Annotated in this window: 17 protein-coding genes and 1 pseudogene; 4 read left to right on the forward strand and 14 right to left on the reverse strand. The window is 39.0% G+C overall.

What is annotated here, in order from left to right; all coding sequences use genetic code 11:
• Positions 1-74 precede the first annotated feature (74 nt).
• Genes ABJD64_RS04180 through ABJD64_RS04190 form a run of 3 tightly spaced genes read right to left on the reverse strand, consistent with a single transcriptional unit; the run spans position 75 to position 1,767 of the window.
• Entirely contained in the window at positions 75-860 is a 786-nt protein-coding gene (locus ABJD64_RS04180; protein ID WP_348177720.1) for an inositol monophosphatase family protein, read from the reverse strand.
• A complete protein-coding gene (rsmI, locus tag ABJD64_RS04185) occupies positions 857-1,534 on the reverse strand; it encodes a 16S rRNA (cytidine(1402)-2'-O)-methyltransferase (protein ID WP_348177722.1) in 678 nt (225 codons plus the stop codon). Before rsmI ends, ABJD64_RS04180 begins: the two co-directional genes overlap by 4 nt.
• On the reverse strand, positions 1,534-1,767 hold the full coding sequence (locus ABJD64_RS04190; RefSeq protein WP_348177987.1) for a 4a-hydroxytetrahydrobiopterin dehydratase: 234 nt from the start codon (positions 1,765-1,767) through the stop codon (positions 1,534-1,536). Before ABJD64_RS04190 ends, rsmI begins: the two co-directional genes overlap by 1 nt.
• Positions 1,768-1,867: 100 nt before the next feature.
• Between ABJD64_RS04190 and ABJD64_RS04195 the strand changes: the two genes are divergently transcribed.
• A complete protein-coding gene (locus tag ABJD64_RS04195; RefSeq protein ID WP_348177724.1) occupies positions 1,868-2,545 on the forward strand; it encodes a hypothetical protein in 678 nt (225 codons plus the stop codon).
• Here ABJD64_RS04195 and ABJD64_RS04200 read toward each other — a convergent pair.
• From ABJD64_RS04200 to ABJD64_RS04215, 4 genes are all read right to left on the reverse strand, one after another.
• A complete protein-coding gene (locus ABJD64_RS04200; RefSeq protein ID WP_348177726.1) occupies positions 2,542-3,864 on the reverse strand; it encodes a TRAP transporter large permease subunit in 1,323 nt (440 codons plus the stop codon). The two genes, ABJD64_RS04195 and ABJD64_RS04200, sit on opposite strands and share 4 nt — an antisense overlap.
• Positions 3,861-4,367 (reverse strand): TRAP transporter small permease subunit, encoded by a 507-nt coding sequence (locus ABJD64_RS04205; protein ID WP_348177728.1) that lies wholly within the window; start codon positions 4,365-4,367, stop codon positions 3,861-3,863. The genes ABJD64_RS04200 and ABJD64_RS04205 overlap by 4 nt, the downstream gene beginning before the upstream one ends.
• A gap of 168 nt (positions 4,368-4,535) precedes the next feature.
• Positions 4,536-5,672, reverse strand: a complete 1,137-nt coding sequence (locus ABJD64_RS04210; protein WP_348195263.1) for an FtsX-like permease family protein — start codon at positions 5,670-5,672, stop codon at positions 4,536-4,538.
• An 87-nt stretch (positions 5,673-5,759) separates the two neighbouring features.
• The gene (locus ABJD64_RS04215) at positions 5,760-6,140 is read right to left on the reverse strand and encodes a ribosome-binding factor A (protein ID WP_348177732.1); all 381 of its coding nucleotides are present in this window, start codon (positions 6,138-6,140) and stop codon (positions 5,760-5,762) included.
• A gap of 136 nt (positions 6,141-6,276) precedes the next feature.
• Between ABJD64_RS04215 and ABJD64_RS04220 the strand changes: the two genes are divergently transcribed.
• Positions 6,277-7,692, forward strand: a complete 1,416-nt coding sequence (locus tag ABJD64_RS04220) for a hypothetical protein (RefSeq protein ID WP_348177734.1) — start codon at positions 6,277-6,279, stop codon at positions 7,690-7,692.
• Positions 7,693-7,772: 80 nt separating this feature from the next.
• Here the strand turns inward: ABJD64_RS04220 and rpiB are convergent, their stop codons facing one another.
• The 3 genes from rpiB to glyA are packed head-to-tail and all read right to left on the reverse strand — an operon-like array spanning position 7,773 to position 10,365.
• Positions 7,773-8,201, reverse strand: coding sequence for a ribose 5-phosphate isomerase B (gene rpiB / locus ABJD64_RS04225; protein ID WP_348177736.1), 429 nt, complete (start codon positions 8,199-8,201; stop codon positions 7,773-7,775).
• A gap of 31 nt (positions 8,202-8,232) precedes the next feature.
• Positions 8,233-9,069, reverse strand: a complete 837-nt coding sequence (gene tatC, locus ABJD64_RS04230) for a twin-arginine translocase subunit TatC (RefSeq protein WP_348177738.1) — start codon at positions 9,067-9,069, stop codon at positions 8,233-8,235.
• Positions 9,070-9,075: 6 nt separating this feature from the next.
• A complete protein-coding gene (gene glyA, locus ABJD64_RS04235; protein ID WP_348177740.1) occupies positions 9,076-10,365 on the reverse strand; it encodes a serine hydroxymethyltransferase in 1,290 nt (429 codons plus the stop codon).
• Between the two features lie 276 nt (positions 10,366-10,641).
• Between glyA and ABJD64_RS04240 the strand changes: the two genes are divergently transcribed.
• Both ABJD64_RS04240 and ABJD64_RS04245 read left to right on the forward strand, forming a co-directional pair.
• Positions 10,642-12,975, forward strand: a complete 2,334-nt coding sequence (locus ABJD64_RS04240; RefSeq protein WP_348177741.1) for a PAS domain S-box protein — start codon at positions 10,642-10,644, stop codon at positions 12,973-12,975.
• 56 nt (positions 12,976-13,031) lie between these two features.
• Entirely contained in the window at positions 13,032-13,433 is a 402-nt protein-coding gene (locus tag ABJD64_RS04245; protein ID WP_348177742.1) for a response regulator, read from the forward strand.
• Positions 13,434-13,486: 53 nt separating this feature from the next.
• Here the strand turns inward: ABJD64_RS04245 and ABJD64_RS04250 are convergent, their stop codons facing one another.
• The 4 genes and pseudogenes from ABJD64_RS04250 to ABJD64_RS04265 form a co-directional block, all read right to left on the reverse strand.
• Entirely contained in the window at positions 13,487-14,515 is a 1,029-nt protein-coding gene (locus ABJD64_RS04250; RefSeq protein ID WP_348177744.1) for a nucleoid-associated protein, read from the reverse strand.
• Between the two features lie 79 nt (positions 14,516-14,594).
• A pseudogene (locus tag ABJD64_RS04255) lies at positions 14,595-15,067 on the reverse strand (GDP-mannose 4,6-dehydratase).
• A gap of 18 nt (positions 15,068-15,085) precedes the next feature.
• Positions 15,086-16,099: a UDP-glucose 4-epimerase GalE gene (gene galE / locus ABJD64_RS04260; RefSeq protein ID WP_348177745.1), complete on the reverse strand. Its 1,014-nt coding sequence runs from the start codon at positions 16,097-16,099 to the stop codon at positions 15,086-15,088.
• Position 16,100: 1 nt separating this feature from the next.
• Positions 16,101-17,414 carry a UDP-glucose/GDP-mannose dehydrogenase family protein gene (locus tag ABJD64_RS04265; protein WP_348177747.1) on the reverse strand — a complete coding sequence of 438 codons (1,314 nt, stop codon included), beginning with the start codon at positions 17,412-17,414 and terminating at the stop codon, positions 16,101-16,103.
• Between the last annotated feature and the right edge of the window lie 168 nt (positions 17,415-17,582).

Below are 17,582 nucleotides of genomic sequence, written 5' to 3' on the forward strand. Positions count from 1 at the left end.
CTTTCTAGCAACAAAAAAGGAAGCAAAACCAAATATTGTCCAGATAAGAATTTCTTGTATCATTGAATGCAAAATTACCAGTGCTTTTTGATAATCGCCAGCATTTCGGCATGTATTGTATTGGCCGCGAGTATTTCCCGGCCGAACAAGTAATTATTTCCACCGGAGAAGTCGGATACCTTCCCTCCAGCTTCTTCAACTATTAGTGCTCCGGCAGCAATGTCCCAGGGATTGAGATTATATTCGAAATAGCCTTCATACCTGCCTAAACCTACATACACCAAATCAATAGCTGCACTTCCAAGCCTGCGCAGTCCATGTGCATTTTGCATGAGTTCGTTGAGAATCGCTTGATATTCGGGCATTCTATCAAAGTCATAGTAGGGGAAACCTGTCGCGAGTAAGCTATCCCCTAAGGTAGGTAGTTTGGAGACTTTAATGGATTTGCCATTGCATTGTGCTCCTCCTTCCTTATAGGCATGAAAACAATCGTCTCGGCCGATATCGTAGACGACTCCTGATACAATTTCCTTATCTTTTACTAGTGCAATGCTGGTTGAGTAAATAGGTAATCCATGGATGAAATTAGTAGTGCCGTCAAGGGGATCGATGATCCATTTATATGAGGCTTCTGATTCTATTTCGGTACCCTCTTCAGTAATGAATCCGGCTTCTGGTAGAATGACCTTCAGCCTTTCAACCATCATTTTTTCAGCCTCCTTGTCTACATAAGAAACCAGATCATTTTTACCTTTAATCTCTACCTGATCATAGTTAAAGGTCTCTGCTTCTTTTTTGATAAAGGCTCCGCATTCAAGTGATAGATCAACTACTTTTTGTGTGATGTCTTTTAAGTTCATTTTCCAGCTATTATCACTACTATTTCTCCCTTTATTTTTTGATCTCCAAAGTGGTTGATGATTTCTTGTATACTGCCATTAATGGTTTCTTCGTATAATTTAGTTAATTCACGAGAAACAGATGCCTGTCTGTCATACCCTAACGTTTCGCCCAACTGATTTAGTGCCTTTATCAATCTGTGAGGAGATTCATAAAAAATCATCGTTCGGGTTTCTTCTATCAAAGAGCGAAGTCTAGTCTGTCTTCCTTTTTTTTGTGGCAAAAAGCCTTCAAATACAAATCGGTCACTAGGCAGGCCTGAAGCAACGAGTGCTGGTACGAATGCCGTTGCACCAGGTAGACATTCCAGTCTTACACCGGTCTTCAGACACTCTCTTACTAGTAAAAATCCCGGGTCACTGATGGCGGGAGTGCCTGCGTCGGAAACAAGAGCCATCTTTTTGCCTGCCTTGAATTCTTCTATAAGTTTTTCAACTTGTTTGTGCTCATTGAAAATATGATAACTCTTGAGCTGACTCCTAATGTCATAATGTTTTAACAATGTACCCGTAGTGCGCGTATCTTCGGCCAATATGATATCCACAGATTTAAGTACTTCTAACGCGCGAAGTGTAATATCAGCCAGGTTTCCAATAGGTGTAGGTACCAAGTAAAGAGAAGCATTGTATTCCATCAGCTGATAAGTGAGTCAATGACTTCTGCCAGTCTTCGATCTTTATCGGTCACTATGTCTCCGGCATCATGGGTACATAAGGTAATGATCACCTTATTGTAAACATTAGACCAGTTGGGATGATGATCCATTTTTTCTGCTTCAATGGCCACTTGTGTCATAAAACCAAATGCTTCAATAAAGTTTTTGAATGTAAAGGTCTTTGTGAGGGTGTCGTTTTGCTCTTGCCACATATTAGTAAAAATAAGAAGATACTTTACCAAAGTTATAAACTTTGGTAAAGTTCATTGGCCTGGAGGAAAGAAGTCTTTCAAGCTTTATTATCATTGCGCGATGCAAGTACCTACTATAGAATTGTTTGACCTTCAGGTGACGGAGCCTATGACGTGGATTACCAATTGGGTCGTGGCCATTGCCTGTTTTATTTTTGGTCATAGATTATTTTATGATGAACGTGCGGACATTTCACAAAAATTTTGGGCATTATTTTTTCTATTCATTGGATTAGCTTCAGTTACTGGGGGCACCGCACACGGGTTTATCAATTATGTAGGTCATAAATTTCACCATGCGGCTTGGCTATTAAGTGGTATTTCTATTTTTTGTGCGCAGCTGGCTGTTTTACCTCTCATACAAAGGGTAAAGGTTCGTTCATTCGTTCGAATTTTCAGTTATACTCAGCTCATGGTCATGTCTGCGTCCGTTTTGATATTTCAGCACTTTTCGAGTGTGCTTATTGATTCCGTTGTAGGATTGATAGGAGTGGTTATTCCAGTATCGTTTGCCAATTATGCTAAATACAAGGATAAAAGGTCAGCTTTGATAGTGGCAGGGGTACTCACTAATTTAATTCCAGCAATTATTCATTTACTTAAAATTTCTATAAATGAATGGTTCAACTTCAACGACATTAGCCATGTAGTAATGGTTGGTTGTTTCTATATAATGTATAAAGGGGCTGGAGCTAGAGGTACATCGGAAGTGAGCCAGAATATAGTCAGTACAACCTAGTTTTTTAGTAAGTCGGGTAACCAACTCACTAATTCCGGAAACACGATTACAGCTACCAATAACACGAGTTGTATAATTACAAACGGAACTATTCCGCGATATAAATGACTGGTCTTGATTTCGGGAGGAGCAACTCCTTTCAAATAGAACAGTGAAAATCCAAACGGTGGGGTGAGAAAGCTGGTTTGAAGATTCAGCGCAATCAGGATTCCTATCCAAATCAGATCAATGCCCATGGCGGAGAAAATAGGAGCCGCTACTGGGATGATTATAAAAATGATCTCAATAAAGTCAATGAAAAAACCGGCTACAAAAACTACCAGGAGTACAACGGCCAAAAAGAGATGAGGAGAAAGCCCTCCTTGAGTAATTAAATCGGCTAATAATCGATCTCCACCCATGGCGCGAAAAACAAGAGAAAAGGATGTAGCGCCTACCAAGATCATAAAAACCATACAGGTCAGAAATGTAGTATCCCGCATGACTTCCTTCAAGATTTTAAGGGTTAATTTTTTCTGAATGGCTGTAAGAATGATGGCGCCAAGAGCTCCAACCGCTGCAGCTTCAGTTGGAGATGCGATACCTGCGAATATTGACCCCAGTACCAATAGAATCAGCATAAATGGCAGGATGAAGGCAACCAGAACTTTTTTGAAGGCACCCTCTTTCCAAAAATCTTGATGCTCTTTGGATGAAATGCTTGGAGCCGCATCTGGCTTCATATATGAAACGGCAATGATATAAATAATGTATAGCCCGACGAGCAAAATGCCAGGAAGAATAGCTGCTGTAAATAAGTCTCCTACTGAAACATTCAGTACAGTACCTAAAAGAACAAGCACTACCGATGGTGGAATGATTTGGCCGAGTGTACCGGAGGATGCAATCGTACCTGTAGCCAAAGTGGGAGAATAGCCACGTTTAAGCATGGTTGGTAGACTGATCATGCCCATGGTAATTACAGTGGCACCTACTATTCCTGTTGATGCAGCTAGCATGCCCCCAACAATTACAACCGAAACGGCCAAGCCACCTTTCATCCGACCAAAAAGGCTGGCCATGGTTTCCAATAAGCTTTCCGCAAGTCCTGATTTTTCCAGCATGATTCCCATAAAGACAAACAAGGGCACAGCGATCAGAACAAAATTGTGCATCGTTCCATAGATGCGTAGCGACAGCAAATAGAAAAAGTCAATATCATAAATAAGTACTCCCGCTAAAATCGATAGCCCTCCAAGAGTAAAGGCGACAGGGTAGCCAAATAATATCAATACAAATACTAGCGCAAAGAGCAGGAGAGGTAAGTATTCTGAGATCATTTGGTCTTATTGTCGAGGATGGAAGAAAGAGCAGATAACCCTTGTGAGATAGCCTGAATGAATAGTAATATGGCGCCCGCAGGAATAGTTGATTTAATGATAAACCTATGAGGTAATCCACCAGGTTCCGGGCTTGACTCAGATATTTTCCAAGCATCTATTACAAAAGGAATCGAGGTTTTGATCACTACAAGACAAAAAGGAATTAAAAAGATCGTAGTTCCGATCAGATTAACCCATGACCTATTTGATTCACTGAAATGGGAATAGAAAACATCTACACGCACATGCTTATCATGTTTAAGTGTGTAGGCTGATCCCAATAAAAATAAAGTTGCGAAGAGATGCCATTCTAATTCTTGGTTGGCAGAGCTACTCCAATTGAATGCGTAGCGCAGTACAACGTCCAGGCCAATTAGGACAACCAAAACAATGCTTAGCCATGATACCCATTGGCCAGTTTTCTCTGTGAACTGATTGATATATTTAACTAGTCTATCCATTGAAATTGAGCTCGCAAAATAGCTAGTTTTCTTATTTAATTGGCACAATGTTTTTGATAACTATAACGAAAGAGGGGTAATTGGCTGTTCAATTTTGAGATGTTCATTTAAGACTAGAAATTATTAATAGTATAAATGTAAGTCTAAACGTTTTATAGCCAATATGACTTAGACTCTCTGTACACCTTGATTGGAAGCTCTGATTGCTGGCTGTATTGATGCCATAAAAGTAATGAAGATGATGGTAATAGCAGTAAATAGAAAATCAGTGGGTATAATTTCTACGGGGTAGGCTTGAGTCACTGATGAAGCAACTCCCATGGATACAATGCCATAAGTTTGCTGAAGCCATGAGAAAGCAAAACCAAGAACAAGGCCACTGCCAGCTCCAATAAAGGCTATAATGGCTCCTTCAAGTAAAAATATTTTTCTAACTAGTTTTTTAGGAGCTCCCATGGCAAATAGACTTCCAATATCAGGTTTCTTTTCAATCACTAGCATGGAGAGGGAGAAGAAAATATTGATTGATGCAATTCCTACAATCATTGAGAAAATGATAAATACAAACAGTTTTTCAATTTTCAAAACTTTGTACAAATCAGCGTGCTGTTGGTCACTATTGAGTACCACGAACTTTTTGCCCAAAATTTCGGCAAGATTGTCTTGAATCGTTAGTAGATCTTGCTCGGGGTCTACCATTAATTCCAAGGAGGTACGCTTACCTCTGTAATCCAACAATTTCTCTGTAAATGAAAGCGGTACAAAAACATAGTTGTCATCATACTGTTGTTCTAATGCAAACACGCCCCCGGGCATGATATTAGCACGACTGTAATACTGATAGGGATCAATTGCACCTGGTTTAACATTCTTGGGATAAAAAAACTGCAAGGCCAAAAAATCATTTCGAAGAGAGACACCCAAATTGAATTGAATCCCACGACCAATAATGGCGTATGCAGTGTTATTGTCCAGGAATTTGAGCTCACCCTGGCGAACGGCATTTTTCATCCTACCCTGTTCAATAAAATTGTCACTCATTCCCTTGATCTTTACTATCATCTGAGCATCATTGTATTTGATCAGGGCATTGTCCTCGATAACCTCCGTGATATCCAATATACCATCAATGCTTCGAACTTTTTCTCTAAGATCGGTGGTAAAAACGAATGATTTACCTTCAGCAGGCAAGACTTGAAGAGGCGCATCAAATGTTCCGTATATAGACCGCAATAGACCCTCCATGCCATTAAATACGGACAATACAATAATCAATGCAGCTGTACCTATGGAGACTACAAGCATCGAAATAATAGCGATGATATTGATGAAATTTTTCTTCTTCTTGGAGAAGAAATAGCGTTTCGATATGAAAAATGGGAGATTCAAATGCTAGTCTTCACTTTCGTCTTCTTCAGGTGCTGGTGGAATATTGAGGCCGGAAAGTATATCTTCAATCTTTTGTGCATTTTCTTGCGTGTCGTCAATGTAGAAATTAAGATCGGGCACAATTCTAACTTGCTTGCCTATTTTAAGTCCCAAAGCTTTTCTGATTTCACTTTTTTTAGATTTAACTAATTCTAAAAAGGCATTCTCATCATCGACCATCATAAGGCTAAGGTAAATCTTAGCAAAACTGAGATCAGGACTTACATCTACATCTGTAATTGTAATGAAGGCATTGCCAAACCAATGCCTGGAATCTCTTTGGAATAACTCACTTAGGTCTTTTTGAATCAACCCTGCGTACTTCAGTTGTCTAGTGCTACTCATACTCACTGCAAATATCCCGATTAATTTATATTATATTTTAATAAAACCGTAATTTCGTCCGAATCGTGAAGATAACTGCTATCATAATTAGATTCTAGCGAGCAGATAAGTTTTACCTAATCAAACATATTTACAGTTGCTAACATTCTTCAAAACCAATGATCCATACCGTTTAGTAGGAGTCTTTTTATTGCTTCTGGTTATTCGTGTTCCAATGTTTGTTTCTGGAGTGCCTCTGATTTTGCCTGAGTTGAAGTGGGTGCTAATTGGCGAGCGATTAGGGTCCGGAGATTTTATTATGTATCAGGACGTGTGGGATTATACAGCACCACTATCGGTACTGGTATACAAGTGGTTATTTATCATTTTCGGTAAATCAAGAATACCTTATTTTATTTTTTCATTGATTCTTGTACTAATACAAGCTGGCATCTTCAATAACGTCATGTTACGCAACAAAGCTTACAACAGCAGCAGCTATGTTCCAGCATTAATCTATATGGTTTTAATGAATGCGTATTTTGACTTTCTGACATTATCACCAGTCCTAATGAGTATGACATTTGTGCTCTTGGCCATGAATAATTTGTTCAAGAGAATGGATAATCAGACAAAGGACGAGTTGTTCATATTTACCGGAGTTTATCTCGGGATAGCTGCACTCTTTTATCTGCCCTCAATACTATATTTTGTGGTTACAATTATTTCTCTAATCCTTTACACAGGTTCGATCCTTCGTCGAATGATGTTGTTGGTTTATGGGTTTGCACTGATTGTTGGTTTGGCTAGTTTGTATTTTTATTGGTTTGATAATTATTTGATATTTCAGCACCATGTCGTTCAGTCACTTTGGGTAATCGAGACTGTCAATTATTTGAATTGGACTTCGCTGGCAATTATTGCACTTGTACCTTGTGTTTTGTTAGTTTTCTCATTTTATAAGGTTCGACAATTAGGTAAATACATCAACTTTCAGGAAAAAATACAACAGGTAATGCTGATGTTTATGTTGTCTGGTTTTTTTGCGTTGACAATGTCTAGAGAAATTTCCACGTTTCAATTGATCTTTTTTGTTCCGACAGTTGCTTTTTTTGTGACTCACTATTTGCTACTGGTTCGACACTGGCTTATTGCTGAACTCAATACCGGATTGGTCATTGTTTTAATATTGTTCAATCACCTCTTATTTTCGAATCACTGGTTCGGGATGGAACAGATAATCAGTTACGAGCCGTTGCTTGTTAAAGAAAGTAGTCATGCCAAACTAACAGCAGACAAGAAAATTTTTGTGACTGGAGAGGGATTGCACTATTATCAAAATGCATCACTCGCGACACCATACCTTAATTGGCAACTCTCTCGAGTCCAATTAGAAAGCCTAAATTATTACGATAATAGTGCTGAGGCTTTTTTAAATTTCAGTACTGATTTGCCAGAGCTAATTATTGATCAGGAAGGCGTTGTTCCAGAATTGTTTGGCATTATGCCAACTATCGCGTCGGAATACATTCGTCATGAGATGTACCCAGAAATTTATATACTTAAAGAATAAAGCGATTGGCAGTTGGGGCGGCCTACATGAAAATTCAGATTCATATTGATTAACCGTAACCTAACAATAACTGGCTTATATCAGCAAGATATTTTGTCTACTCTATTTTGATGTCTGCCGCCTTCGAAGTCGGTTGAGACGAATGCAGAAACCATAGTTTTTGCAATGTCCAAAGAAACGAATCTGGCTGGTATCGCTATTACATTTGCATCGTTATGCTGACGAGCCAACTCGGCAAGATCTTCCGTCCAGCAGAGGGCTGCCCGGATTCCCTGGTGCTTGTTTGCTGTCATCGCTACACCATTTCCACTACCACAGATAAGAATACCTAATTCGCAATCAGCCTGCTCTACTGAATTGGCCAGTGGGTGAACATGATCAGGGTAGTCCACCGAATCTGTAGAATTAGGGCCAAAATCCTCAACTTGATGACCTTCGGATTGAAGTAGGCTTATTATTTCTTTTTTGTATTCGTATCCAGCGTGATCTCCTCCTATAGCAATTTTCATTAGTGTTTTGTTTGGGGTTCGTGATACAAAACTAATCTAAATCTCTCGAAATTTTCTTAAAGGTTCTGCTCGATACTGTGATGCTAAATTGATACAAACCTATTAGTGGGATGGCTATCAAAATCTGACTGAACGGATCTGGTGGCGTGAGCATCGCTCCTAATAGGAAAATAACTACAATGCCATGTTTCCTATATGATCTCATAATATCTGGAGTCAATAAACCTGCTTTTGTCAGAAAGTAAACCACCATTGGCAATTGGAACAAGAGTCCACAGGCTAATACCAATGTAGTTACAGTTGAGACGTAGGACACAATGTCGAACTCGTTGAGTATCGAAGGGTCGATCTGATAATTAGCCAAAAAATTGACTGAAAGCGGCGTGAGAATCAAGTACCCAAATAGGACGCCAATCAAAAAGAGTAGACTAACATAAAAAACAGCACCTCGAGCAATTTTTCTCTCTTTGATATATAGTCCAGGACTGATAAATCTCCAGATTTCCCAAAAGGCATATGGAAAGGCTGCAATTATACCTACGGCAAAAGACGAGGTAATATGCATGGTGAACTGTCCTGTCATTTGCCGACTCTGAATAATGAAGGGTAGTTTATCAATACAAAGCGCTTGCACACCTATGACGTTGGCAAGATCACACAGCTGTTTATAAGTCCAAAAATCTGTTTTGGAGGGTCCTAGTATTAATGTTCCAAAAACAAATTCTTTAGATAAGAACGCCGCTACCGTAAATACGGTAATAGCCATGAAGGCCCGGATGACATGCCATCTGAGTTCTTCCAGATGATCCAGAAAGGACATCTCTTGTTGGTCTGTGGCATGTATTTGATCAGGGGGCAGTTCTTGCATCTATTTTTATACCAGTGAATCTAAATGTGTGTATAACGGGAAGTCAGCCATCCAGTTGTTGACTTGACCTCTTACCGTAGCAAGATTCTCCTCACTTTCAGGATTCATAAGCGTGGTGTCTATCAGTTCCACTATTTTAGCCATGTCTATTTCATTCATGCCTCTGGTAGTAACAGCAGCAGAACCTATTCGAATGCCTGAAGTCACAAATGGAGATTTGTCATCAAAGGGAACCATGTTTTTATTGACTGTGATATCAGCTTTTACCAACGAATTCTCCGCCAATTTGCCCGTAAGATTTTTAGATCTTAGATCAATTAATACACAATGGTTGTCTGTGCCCCCAGAGATAACATCGTAACCTTTGCCCATGAATGCTTCCGCTAAAGCATGGCCATTTTTTTGCACTTGTACCACATAATTCATGTAATCATCAGATAGCGCTTCGCCAAAAGCAATTGCTTTAGCCGCTATAATATGCTCAAGTGGGCCACCTTGTGTTCCTGGGAATACGCCAGAATCCAGTAGCGCGGTCATTTTTCTTAGTTCTCCCTTTGGGCTTTTCAGGCCGAACGGGTTCTCAAAATCTTCTCTCATCAAGATCATACCTCCTCTTGGACCTCTTAGCGTTTTGTGAGTAGTGGTTGTAATGATATGACAATACTCAAGTGGGTCGTTCAAAAGACCTCTGGCGATTAATCCGGCGGGATGAGAAACATCTGCCAAAAGTATCGCTCCAACTTCGTCAGCAACCTCCCGAAATTTAGCGTAATCCCAGTCTCTGCTATAGGCAGAAGCACCACAGATAATCATCTTTGGCTTTTCTTTTTTGGCTACTTCCTCAAGCTGGTCGTAATCAATTCTACCTGTTTCTTTGTTTACGCCATAGAAATGGGGTTCATACAATTTTCCGGAAAAATTAACCGGGGAGCCATGTGTGAGGTGACCGCCATGCGAAAGGTCGAAACCCAATATTTTGTCACCGGCCTTTAGACAAGCAAGCATCACTGCTGAGTTGGCTTGAGCGCCAGAGTGTGGTTGCACATTTACCCAGGTAGCACCAAATAGTTCTTTTGCTCTTTCGATTGCAATATTTTCGGTTTGATCAACGACTTCACATCCGCCATAATATCTTTTAGCAGGCAATCCTTCTGCATATTTGTTAGTTAATACGCTACCTGCGGCTTCCATTACCTGGGCAGATACGAAATTTTCTGAAGCGATCAGTTCAAGGCCATTTTCCTGGCGTTGTCTTTCTTTTTCGATTAAGTCAAAAACTTGTTGGTCTCTCTGCATGATTTATGAATTTCTATAAGGCGCAAAAATACGAGATGGGTTCGTGTAAACAAAGAAAAGTACTGTAGTGAATGAGAATTTTACGAGATTGGAAAAATTTGGATTGGAAAATGAGAATATCGTATGATTACCACGTTTTAAGAGTCTTTTATTGCTATTTATTAGTTATATTTTCCCTCCCAAAATGCCTTACCTATATTATTCATTAAAATAGCGCGGTTCATAATTATATAAAACCTAACATAGGTCGGTCGAAATGTCGCTAGATGAGAGCCAATGAGTGAAATAGATGTCAAGCAAAGCTTGCTAAGTGTAGTTAAACACCCAATTTTCAGAATTGATAAAATTGGACAGATACTCGAATGTCATATCCATCAAGGATTTGATGCAATTCCATATAAAGGAAATTTGGTCGGCAGAAATATTGATGAATTTGATTATCTACCAAACGGAATTGACGTGGTGCGTTATTGCATCGATAACAATAAATCTGAAGTCACCTATTTTTCAGTTCCGGCTGAGGATGGTTCAGAAAAATATTTTGAGGTTGAAATAGAGCCATCTGGGTCGGATGAGGTGCTTGCAATAGTGAGGGAAATTACCAATAGAAAGCGACAAGAAGCAGAGCTCATTCAATACTACAACTTAATTCAAAACATCTATCAAGGGACGGCTTCCTCAACCGGAAGGACTTTTTTGGACGACCTTACCCTTCAATTGTGCAAGGCATTTAATGGTGATTATGCATTTATTGGTTTGTTTGAAGACGGTCAGCTGAATACTGTCTCCCGTGCTACATACAACAAAATGTTGGAAAATGAATGGTATGATGTAAAAGAGTCGCCCTTTGAATCCTTGCATAGACATGATATCATAAACATACCGGCTGATTGTAGTTTACTTTACCCTGATCATTCTCTTTTTCGATCCGGTGAAATTCAAGGATTAATTGGAATCCCTCTGTTTTACGCTGAACATGAGGAAAAACCGGCAGGGATTATGTGTGTGATGTTTCAGAAATATTATCACACCTTTCAACATTACGACAAAATTCTTCAGATTTTCTCAACTCGGGCCGCCACTGAGTTAGATCGGGTGAGAAGAACTCGATTGTTAGAAGCCAGCGAAGAGAAATTCAAGGCACTTTATCTCAATACTCCAGCATTATTCAATTCTATAGATGCCGAAGGAAGGATTACCGAAGCAGGGGAGTATTTTTTGGAAACGACTGGATATTCCAGAGAAGAAGTTATTGGTAAAATGGCATTTGATTTACTTACGCCTGAGTCCAAGACATATGGAATGAGCAAAGTTTTCCCCAAGTATGTGCAAACGGGGTATTGCAAAAATGTACCGTTTCAGTTGTTGAAGAAAAATGGAGAGATATTGGATGTTTTATTTTCGTCTGTAGTAGTAAAAGATGAAAACGGCAAATTCCAAAAATCACTGACAAGTCTTCAGGATGTCACTGATATCAATAAGCGAAGAAGAGAAATCATAAAGAGTGAATCCAGGGTTTCGGAGGATGCTCAGCGGCTGCAATCATTGTTTGACCATTCGCCTGTGGGCATCATTATACATTCGCAAGGTATAATAAAGAAGGTAAATGCAGAGGCCGTGAGATTGACCAAGGCTAAATCTGCTAAAGAAATATTGGGTAAAAGCCCAATGGATTTTATTCATCCTGATTCTCAAGACGTTGCCAAACAGAGAATTCATAATATTTACACAAAAAAAACTGCTCATAGGAATGAACAAAAATTCAATTGCTTAGATGGCAGTGTTATATGGATAGAAGCGATGGGAACCTTGATATCTTATGAGGGAGAACCAGCTGTGCAAATTGCCATTTATGACATTACCGATAGGAAGATAGCACAAGAGAAAATTCTTGAAGATGAAGCGAAATTAAAGCAGTTGAATGAACACCTCAAACGACAAAATAATCAGCTCGAAGAGTTTGCTCATATTGCTTCGCACAATTTGAGAGCACCCATCACCAATATGATGTCGCTCATTCAGATCAAAGAAAGTGATCAGGACGCAGCAACCGAATTTTTCGTTTGGGAAAATTTAAAGAAAGGAGTCGCCGATCTGGATGAAACCATTGTGGAACTCAATGAAGTAGTGAAAACTTCCTGGGAGCTGGACAAGAGAAAGAAGAAAATAAGTTTGCAAGCGGTACTTAAAAAAATATTAGGCAGCGTTAAAAGTGAGCTCATTGAGATGGAAGGAAAGATAACTAGTGATTTTTCTGAGTTTGATGCTATTATTTATCCAAAAGTATATTTAGAAAGTATACTAATTAATCTGATAACTAATGCATTGAAATATGCCGATCCTAAACGGCCGCCTATAATTCTTATTAAAACCTATATTCAAAATGGTGTCAAGAGTATGGAGGTAAAAGACAATGGTTTAGGAATCGATCTAAGTAAATTTGGAAAGAAAATATTTGGGTTGAGAAAGACCTTTCATAATAATCAAGACGCAAGAGGAGTAGGGTTGTTTATCACCAAAGCCCAAGTGGAATCGATGGGAGGAACCATCAGAGTTGAGAGCGAAATAGGGAAAGGATCAAATTTTATTATTAATTTTGGAGAAGTGTAGTATAATGCACTTATAATCAGCTAAAAGGTAGCGCTTGGTTTTAGGAATTATTGTAAATGAGCGAGAAGAAGAAAATTGCGGTAATTGATGATGATGAGGTTTTTCAACTTATCATTAAAAAGCAGATAGAGATGAAGAATATCGAGTGTGATATTTTGAATTTTTATAACGGGCAAGAAGCGATCGATTTTTTCAGGAGCTTAGAAGGTGGGAGTGGTAATGGTAGTATACCGGACCTTGTTATGCTTGATGTAAACATGCCCGTAAAAGACGGCTGGGGCTTTTTGGAGGATTATGCCCATATATCTGCGGAGATAAAGAATAAGATTAGTTTATATATGGTGACATCATCTGTAATTCAGTCAGATATTGATAGAGCCGGAGACAATGATGACATCGTTGGATTTGTTAGTAAGCCACTTACTAATGAAAAGCTTGAAGAGATATTTAATTCCTGATTTTTAGGCCAATCAGTTTTTATTTTAGCTAAAATGCTATTTTTCTAATCTGATTACTCTTCTCTCTCAAAATACAAGGTATAGAAGTTCTGTTTTCTATTTTCATCAAAGCCTCTTTCTATATTCTGCCGATTGCCATGAACATATACATGAAAGTTTTTATCCAGCTTGATGACGGATCGAATGAATCGCTTGGTATTTTTGATAGCAGGCTTTGAAATGTCGAAATTTTCAACATTCATCTCAGGCTGCTCTATTTGTTTCTTCTCCTGAAAGTTTTCAAAGTGCTCAATCAACTCAGGTGCTTGTAAAACTGTCTCCTGATAATCTGTCTGGTCAAATTGATTATTAGATTTCATATAGTCTATGGACTCATTCACAAAAGCAATTTTTTCGGTTTTCGTTTGCCCCGCAAAGGCTTCTTGCGCAAATTCCTGCAAATTGTTAATAATATTTTGTGTCTGAAAATATTCATCAGTAAAGGGCTCGACGCCCAAAAAGTCGTTTTGCCAGTACTGTGCATTTCCAGCCTTGTTGGTTTTGTCCACTAACATGGTTTGATAACCGGTTTCCTTATCAGTATTGAAAATAATTAGCCCCTTGTCTAGTTTATTGATGCTAATGCCTTCTTCACTGCTAATGTCAAAAACTCCTGCATGCCCCATAATTTTTATATAAGTGTCCCTGTTTTCAACCTTAAATATGCCGACGGCATCTGTGACCTCATCTCCCAACACACAATCTTCGAAATAAGTAACCATTACGTCACCATCTTTAATATTTTGATTTCTAGAATGTGCATACAGATGTTTGGCTATTTCCACTGATTTCTCATGAAGCTTGCTTGGTGACTCGAATATGTCTCTCACGAAGCAATAGACCTCATTGTAATCGAGAGAAGTCTCATGAAAGAATCGATAGCGTTCCTCTATTCTGAACGCCTTGAAGAAATATTTGACCAATAATTGATTCAGATCCTGATCTTCAATGGTTAATGCTTGCGACGAATTGACAAGGCCGTCTTCCTCTGTAATCTTATGAATTGAAAGTGATTTGAGAACAACTTCAGATGAAATTTCCATGTCTTATTATTTGGTCAAAAACGCAAACTCAAAATACAGTGTATTTTGATCTAATTCCAAACCAACAATAGGTATTGAGTTATTTTTTCAGATAAGCTCCTGATTTGATATTCACCAGCCACTGCTGGTTCCCGAGATACCAATCTACCGTTTTTTCAGGTTCGTCTTCGAATTGCAAAGAAGGCTTCCTGCCCAGCCCCTTAGATTTTTTGTTGAGTCTATGGCATAGCGTTGATCGTGGCGGCACGATCTGTTACATAAGTGATAAGAGCTTCACAGCTACCTGTTTCCCTACCTAGTTCTTGCCCATGATTCTTCAGTCAGGTGAATGACACTGTCAAACTGTTTTTTTATAAAAAATTTGCGAATAAGGGACTCATCACAAATATCACCTTTAATAAATGCATGATTGTTAGCATCTAGGATCTCCTTCAAGTTTTCCAAATTACCGGCATAGGTCAATTTGTCGAGATAGAAAATTTGATACTTCGGATAGTTATGGACGAAATGTTTAACAACATGTGAACCTATAAAATCCGCCTCACCTGTGATTAATTTTTTTGTCCATTTTTATTTTTCAAGTGTCTTTTGCCAATTCCAGGCGTCTCGTAAGGATTGTTCCAAACTAATTTTTGCCTGCCATTCGAGAAGATCTTGAGATTTTTTGGCATCTGCATATACGGCCTCTACATCGCCTTCTCTTCTTTCACCAATAGAGTAATTGAGTCGTTGTCCGCTTACTTTTTCAAAAGTGGATATTAACTCCAAGACGGTATTCCCATTTCCGGTACCAATGTTCACCGCTTCACAAGTCCCCTCATTTTTGTCTAGCAGAAATTCAAGGGCCTTTATGTGCGCATTGGCCAAATCCGTAACGTGTATAAAATCTCTTACACAGCTGCCGTCTTTGGTATCGTAATTATTACCGAATACAGTCAGGCTCTCTCGAATGCCCACTGCCGTTTGGGTAATGAATGGGACTAGGTTACTTGGCAATCCTAAAGGAAGTTCTCCGATCAAGGATGATTCATGTGCCCCAATTGGGTTAAAATATCTTAGCAGAATCGATTTATATGAAGGAACCGATTTGACTAAGTCTTGAATGATTTTCTCGCAAATAATCTTAGTTGTGCCATATGGGGATTCAGCATCCTTGATCTGTGCGGTTTCATTTACAGGCAGACTGTCAGGAGTTCCGTATACTGTGCAAGAAGACGAAAAAACAAGGTTCGAGCAGCCATGCTTTTGTGAAACTTCTAAAATAGCTGTTAAACCGCCGAGGTTATTATCATAATACTTTAAGGGTTCATCTACAGATTCTCCAACAGCTTTGTATGCAGCAAAATGAATAATTCCACTTATTTGATTATCTGTAAATATTTGATCTAATAATCCCTTGTCCCTGCAGTCCCCTTGATAAAAAGTAACCGTTTGACCTGCAATTCTTTCAATCCTCTCTTTTATCCAGATTTCTGAATTGTCGAGGTTGTCAATTATGATTGGATTGAAATTGGAGTTTATCAACTCTACACAAGTATGAGAACCTATAAACCCCAGCCCACCAGTGACAAGGATATTTTTCATATTAATTAGATACCGTTGCTCGACCAATGCTATAATAAGTATACCCGAGCTCGGTCATAGTCTCAGTGTTATAAAGGTTTCTTCCGTCGAAAATCAATTTATTTTTAAGCGTGTTGTTCAACTTGTTGAAATCTGGTGTTCGAAAAACAGGCCATTCGGTCATAATCAACAATGCATCTGCATCTTGAGCTGCATCATATTCATCCTGGCAAAATTGAATCTGTTCTCCGAATATTTCTTTGACATTATCCATGGCCTCAGGATCGTAAGTTTTAATAGCCGCCCCAGCGTCTAATAATTCCTTGATGTTGAGTAAAGAAGGTGCTTCCCTAATGTCATCTGTATACGGTTTGAAAGCCAGTCCCCAGATGGCAAAAGTTTTGCCTGACAAATCTCCATTATAATGATCTTTGATTCTATCTATCAATTTCATTTTCTGAGATTCATTTTTGTTCATCACAGCCGTCAAAATTTCGAAATCATAATTCACTTCTTTGGCTGATTTTGCTAAAGCCTGAACATCTTTGGGAAAACAGCTTCCGCCGTAACCGATTCCGGCAAACAAGAATCTTTTGCCTATTCTTGAGTCTGTACCTACTCCCTTTCTGACCATGTCCACATCTGCACCAACCAATTCGCACATGTTGGCAATTTCATTCATGAAAGTAATTTTGGTCGCTAGAAATGAGTTGGCTGCATATTTTGTAAGTTCGGCAGACTTTTCATCCATAACGATAATAGGATTACCCTGTCTTACCAAAGGAGAGTAAAGGTCATCCATGATCTTTTTGGCCCTTTCAGAAGATGTGCCAATTACAACTCTGTCTGGTTTCATGAAATCGTCTAGTGCTACACCCTCTCTCAAGAACTCAGGATTTGAAACAACGTCAAAATCTACCTTTGCCCCTTTTTTGATATTGGCCGTCACTTTTTCTGCGGTGCCTACGGGAACGGTACTCTTATCGACAATTACAGTGTAATCTTCTAAAAGTGGACCAAGATCATTGGCAACTCCAAGAATGTATCTTAAGTCTGCTGAACCGTCTTCTCCCGGAGGGGTAGGTAGAGCTAGAAATATAATTTTCGCATCTTTGATGCCTTCAGCCAAGTTAGTTGTGAAGTGGAGTCTTCCTTGTTTGATATTACGCTCAAATAGAAGATCTAAGCCAGGTTCGTAGATCGGCATGATTTTATTTTTCAGCTTTTCTACCTTCTTTTCGTCAATATCTATGCACGTCACTTGATTTCCTGTCTCCGCGAAACATGTTCCCGTTACCAATCCTACGTACCCGGTTCCTACTACGGCAATATTCATAATCTAAGTCAATTTTAAAGGCGCAAATCTAAGGCGATTGGTATTAATATCAAGTGGCAATGGTATAAAATAACTCGATAAAACCATATTCTTAACTGATGGTACTAAATACATGAAAGAGGATAATTTTCTTCGAACCCCAAACATTATTTGAAACATTGAGTATAA

It is taken from the genome of Reichenbachiella sp. (assembly GCF_039944555.1).
Lineage (GTDB): Bacteria > Bacteroidota > Bacteroidia > Cytophagales > Cyclobacteriaceae > Reichenbachiella.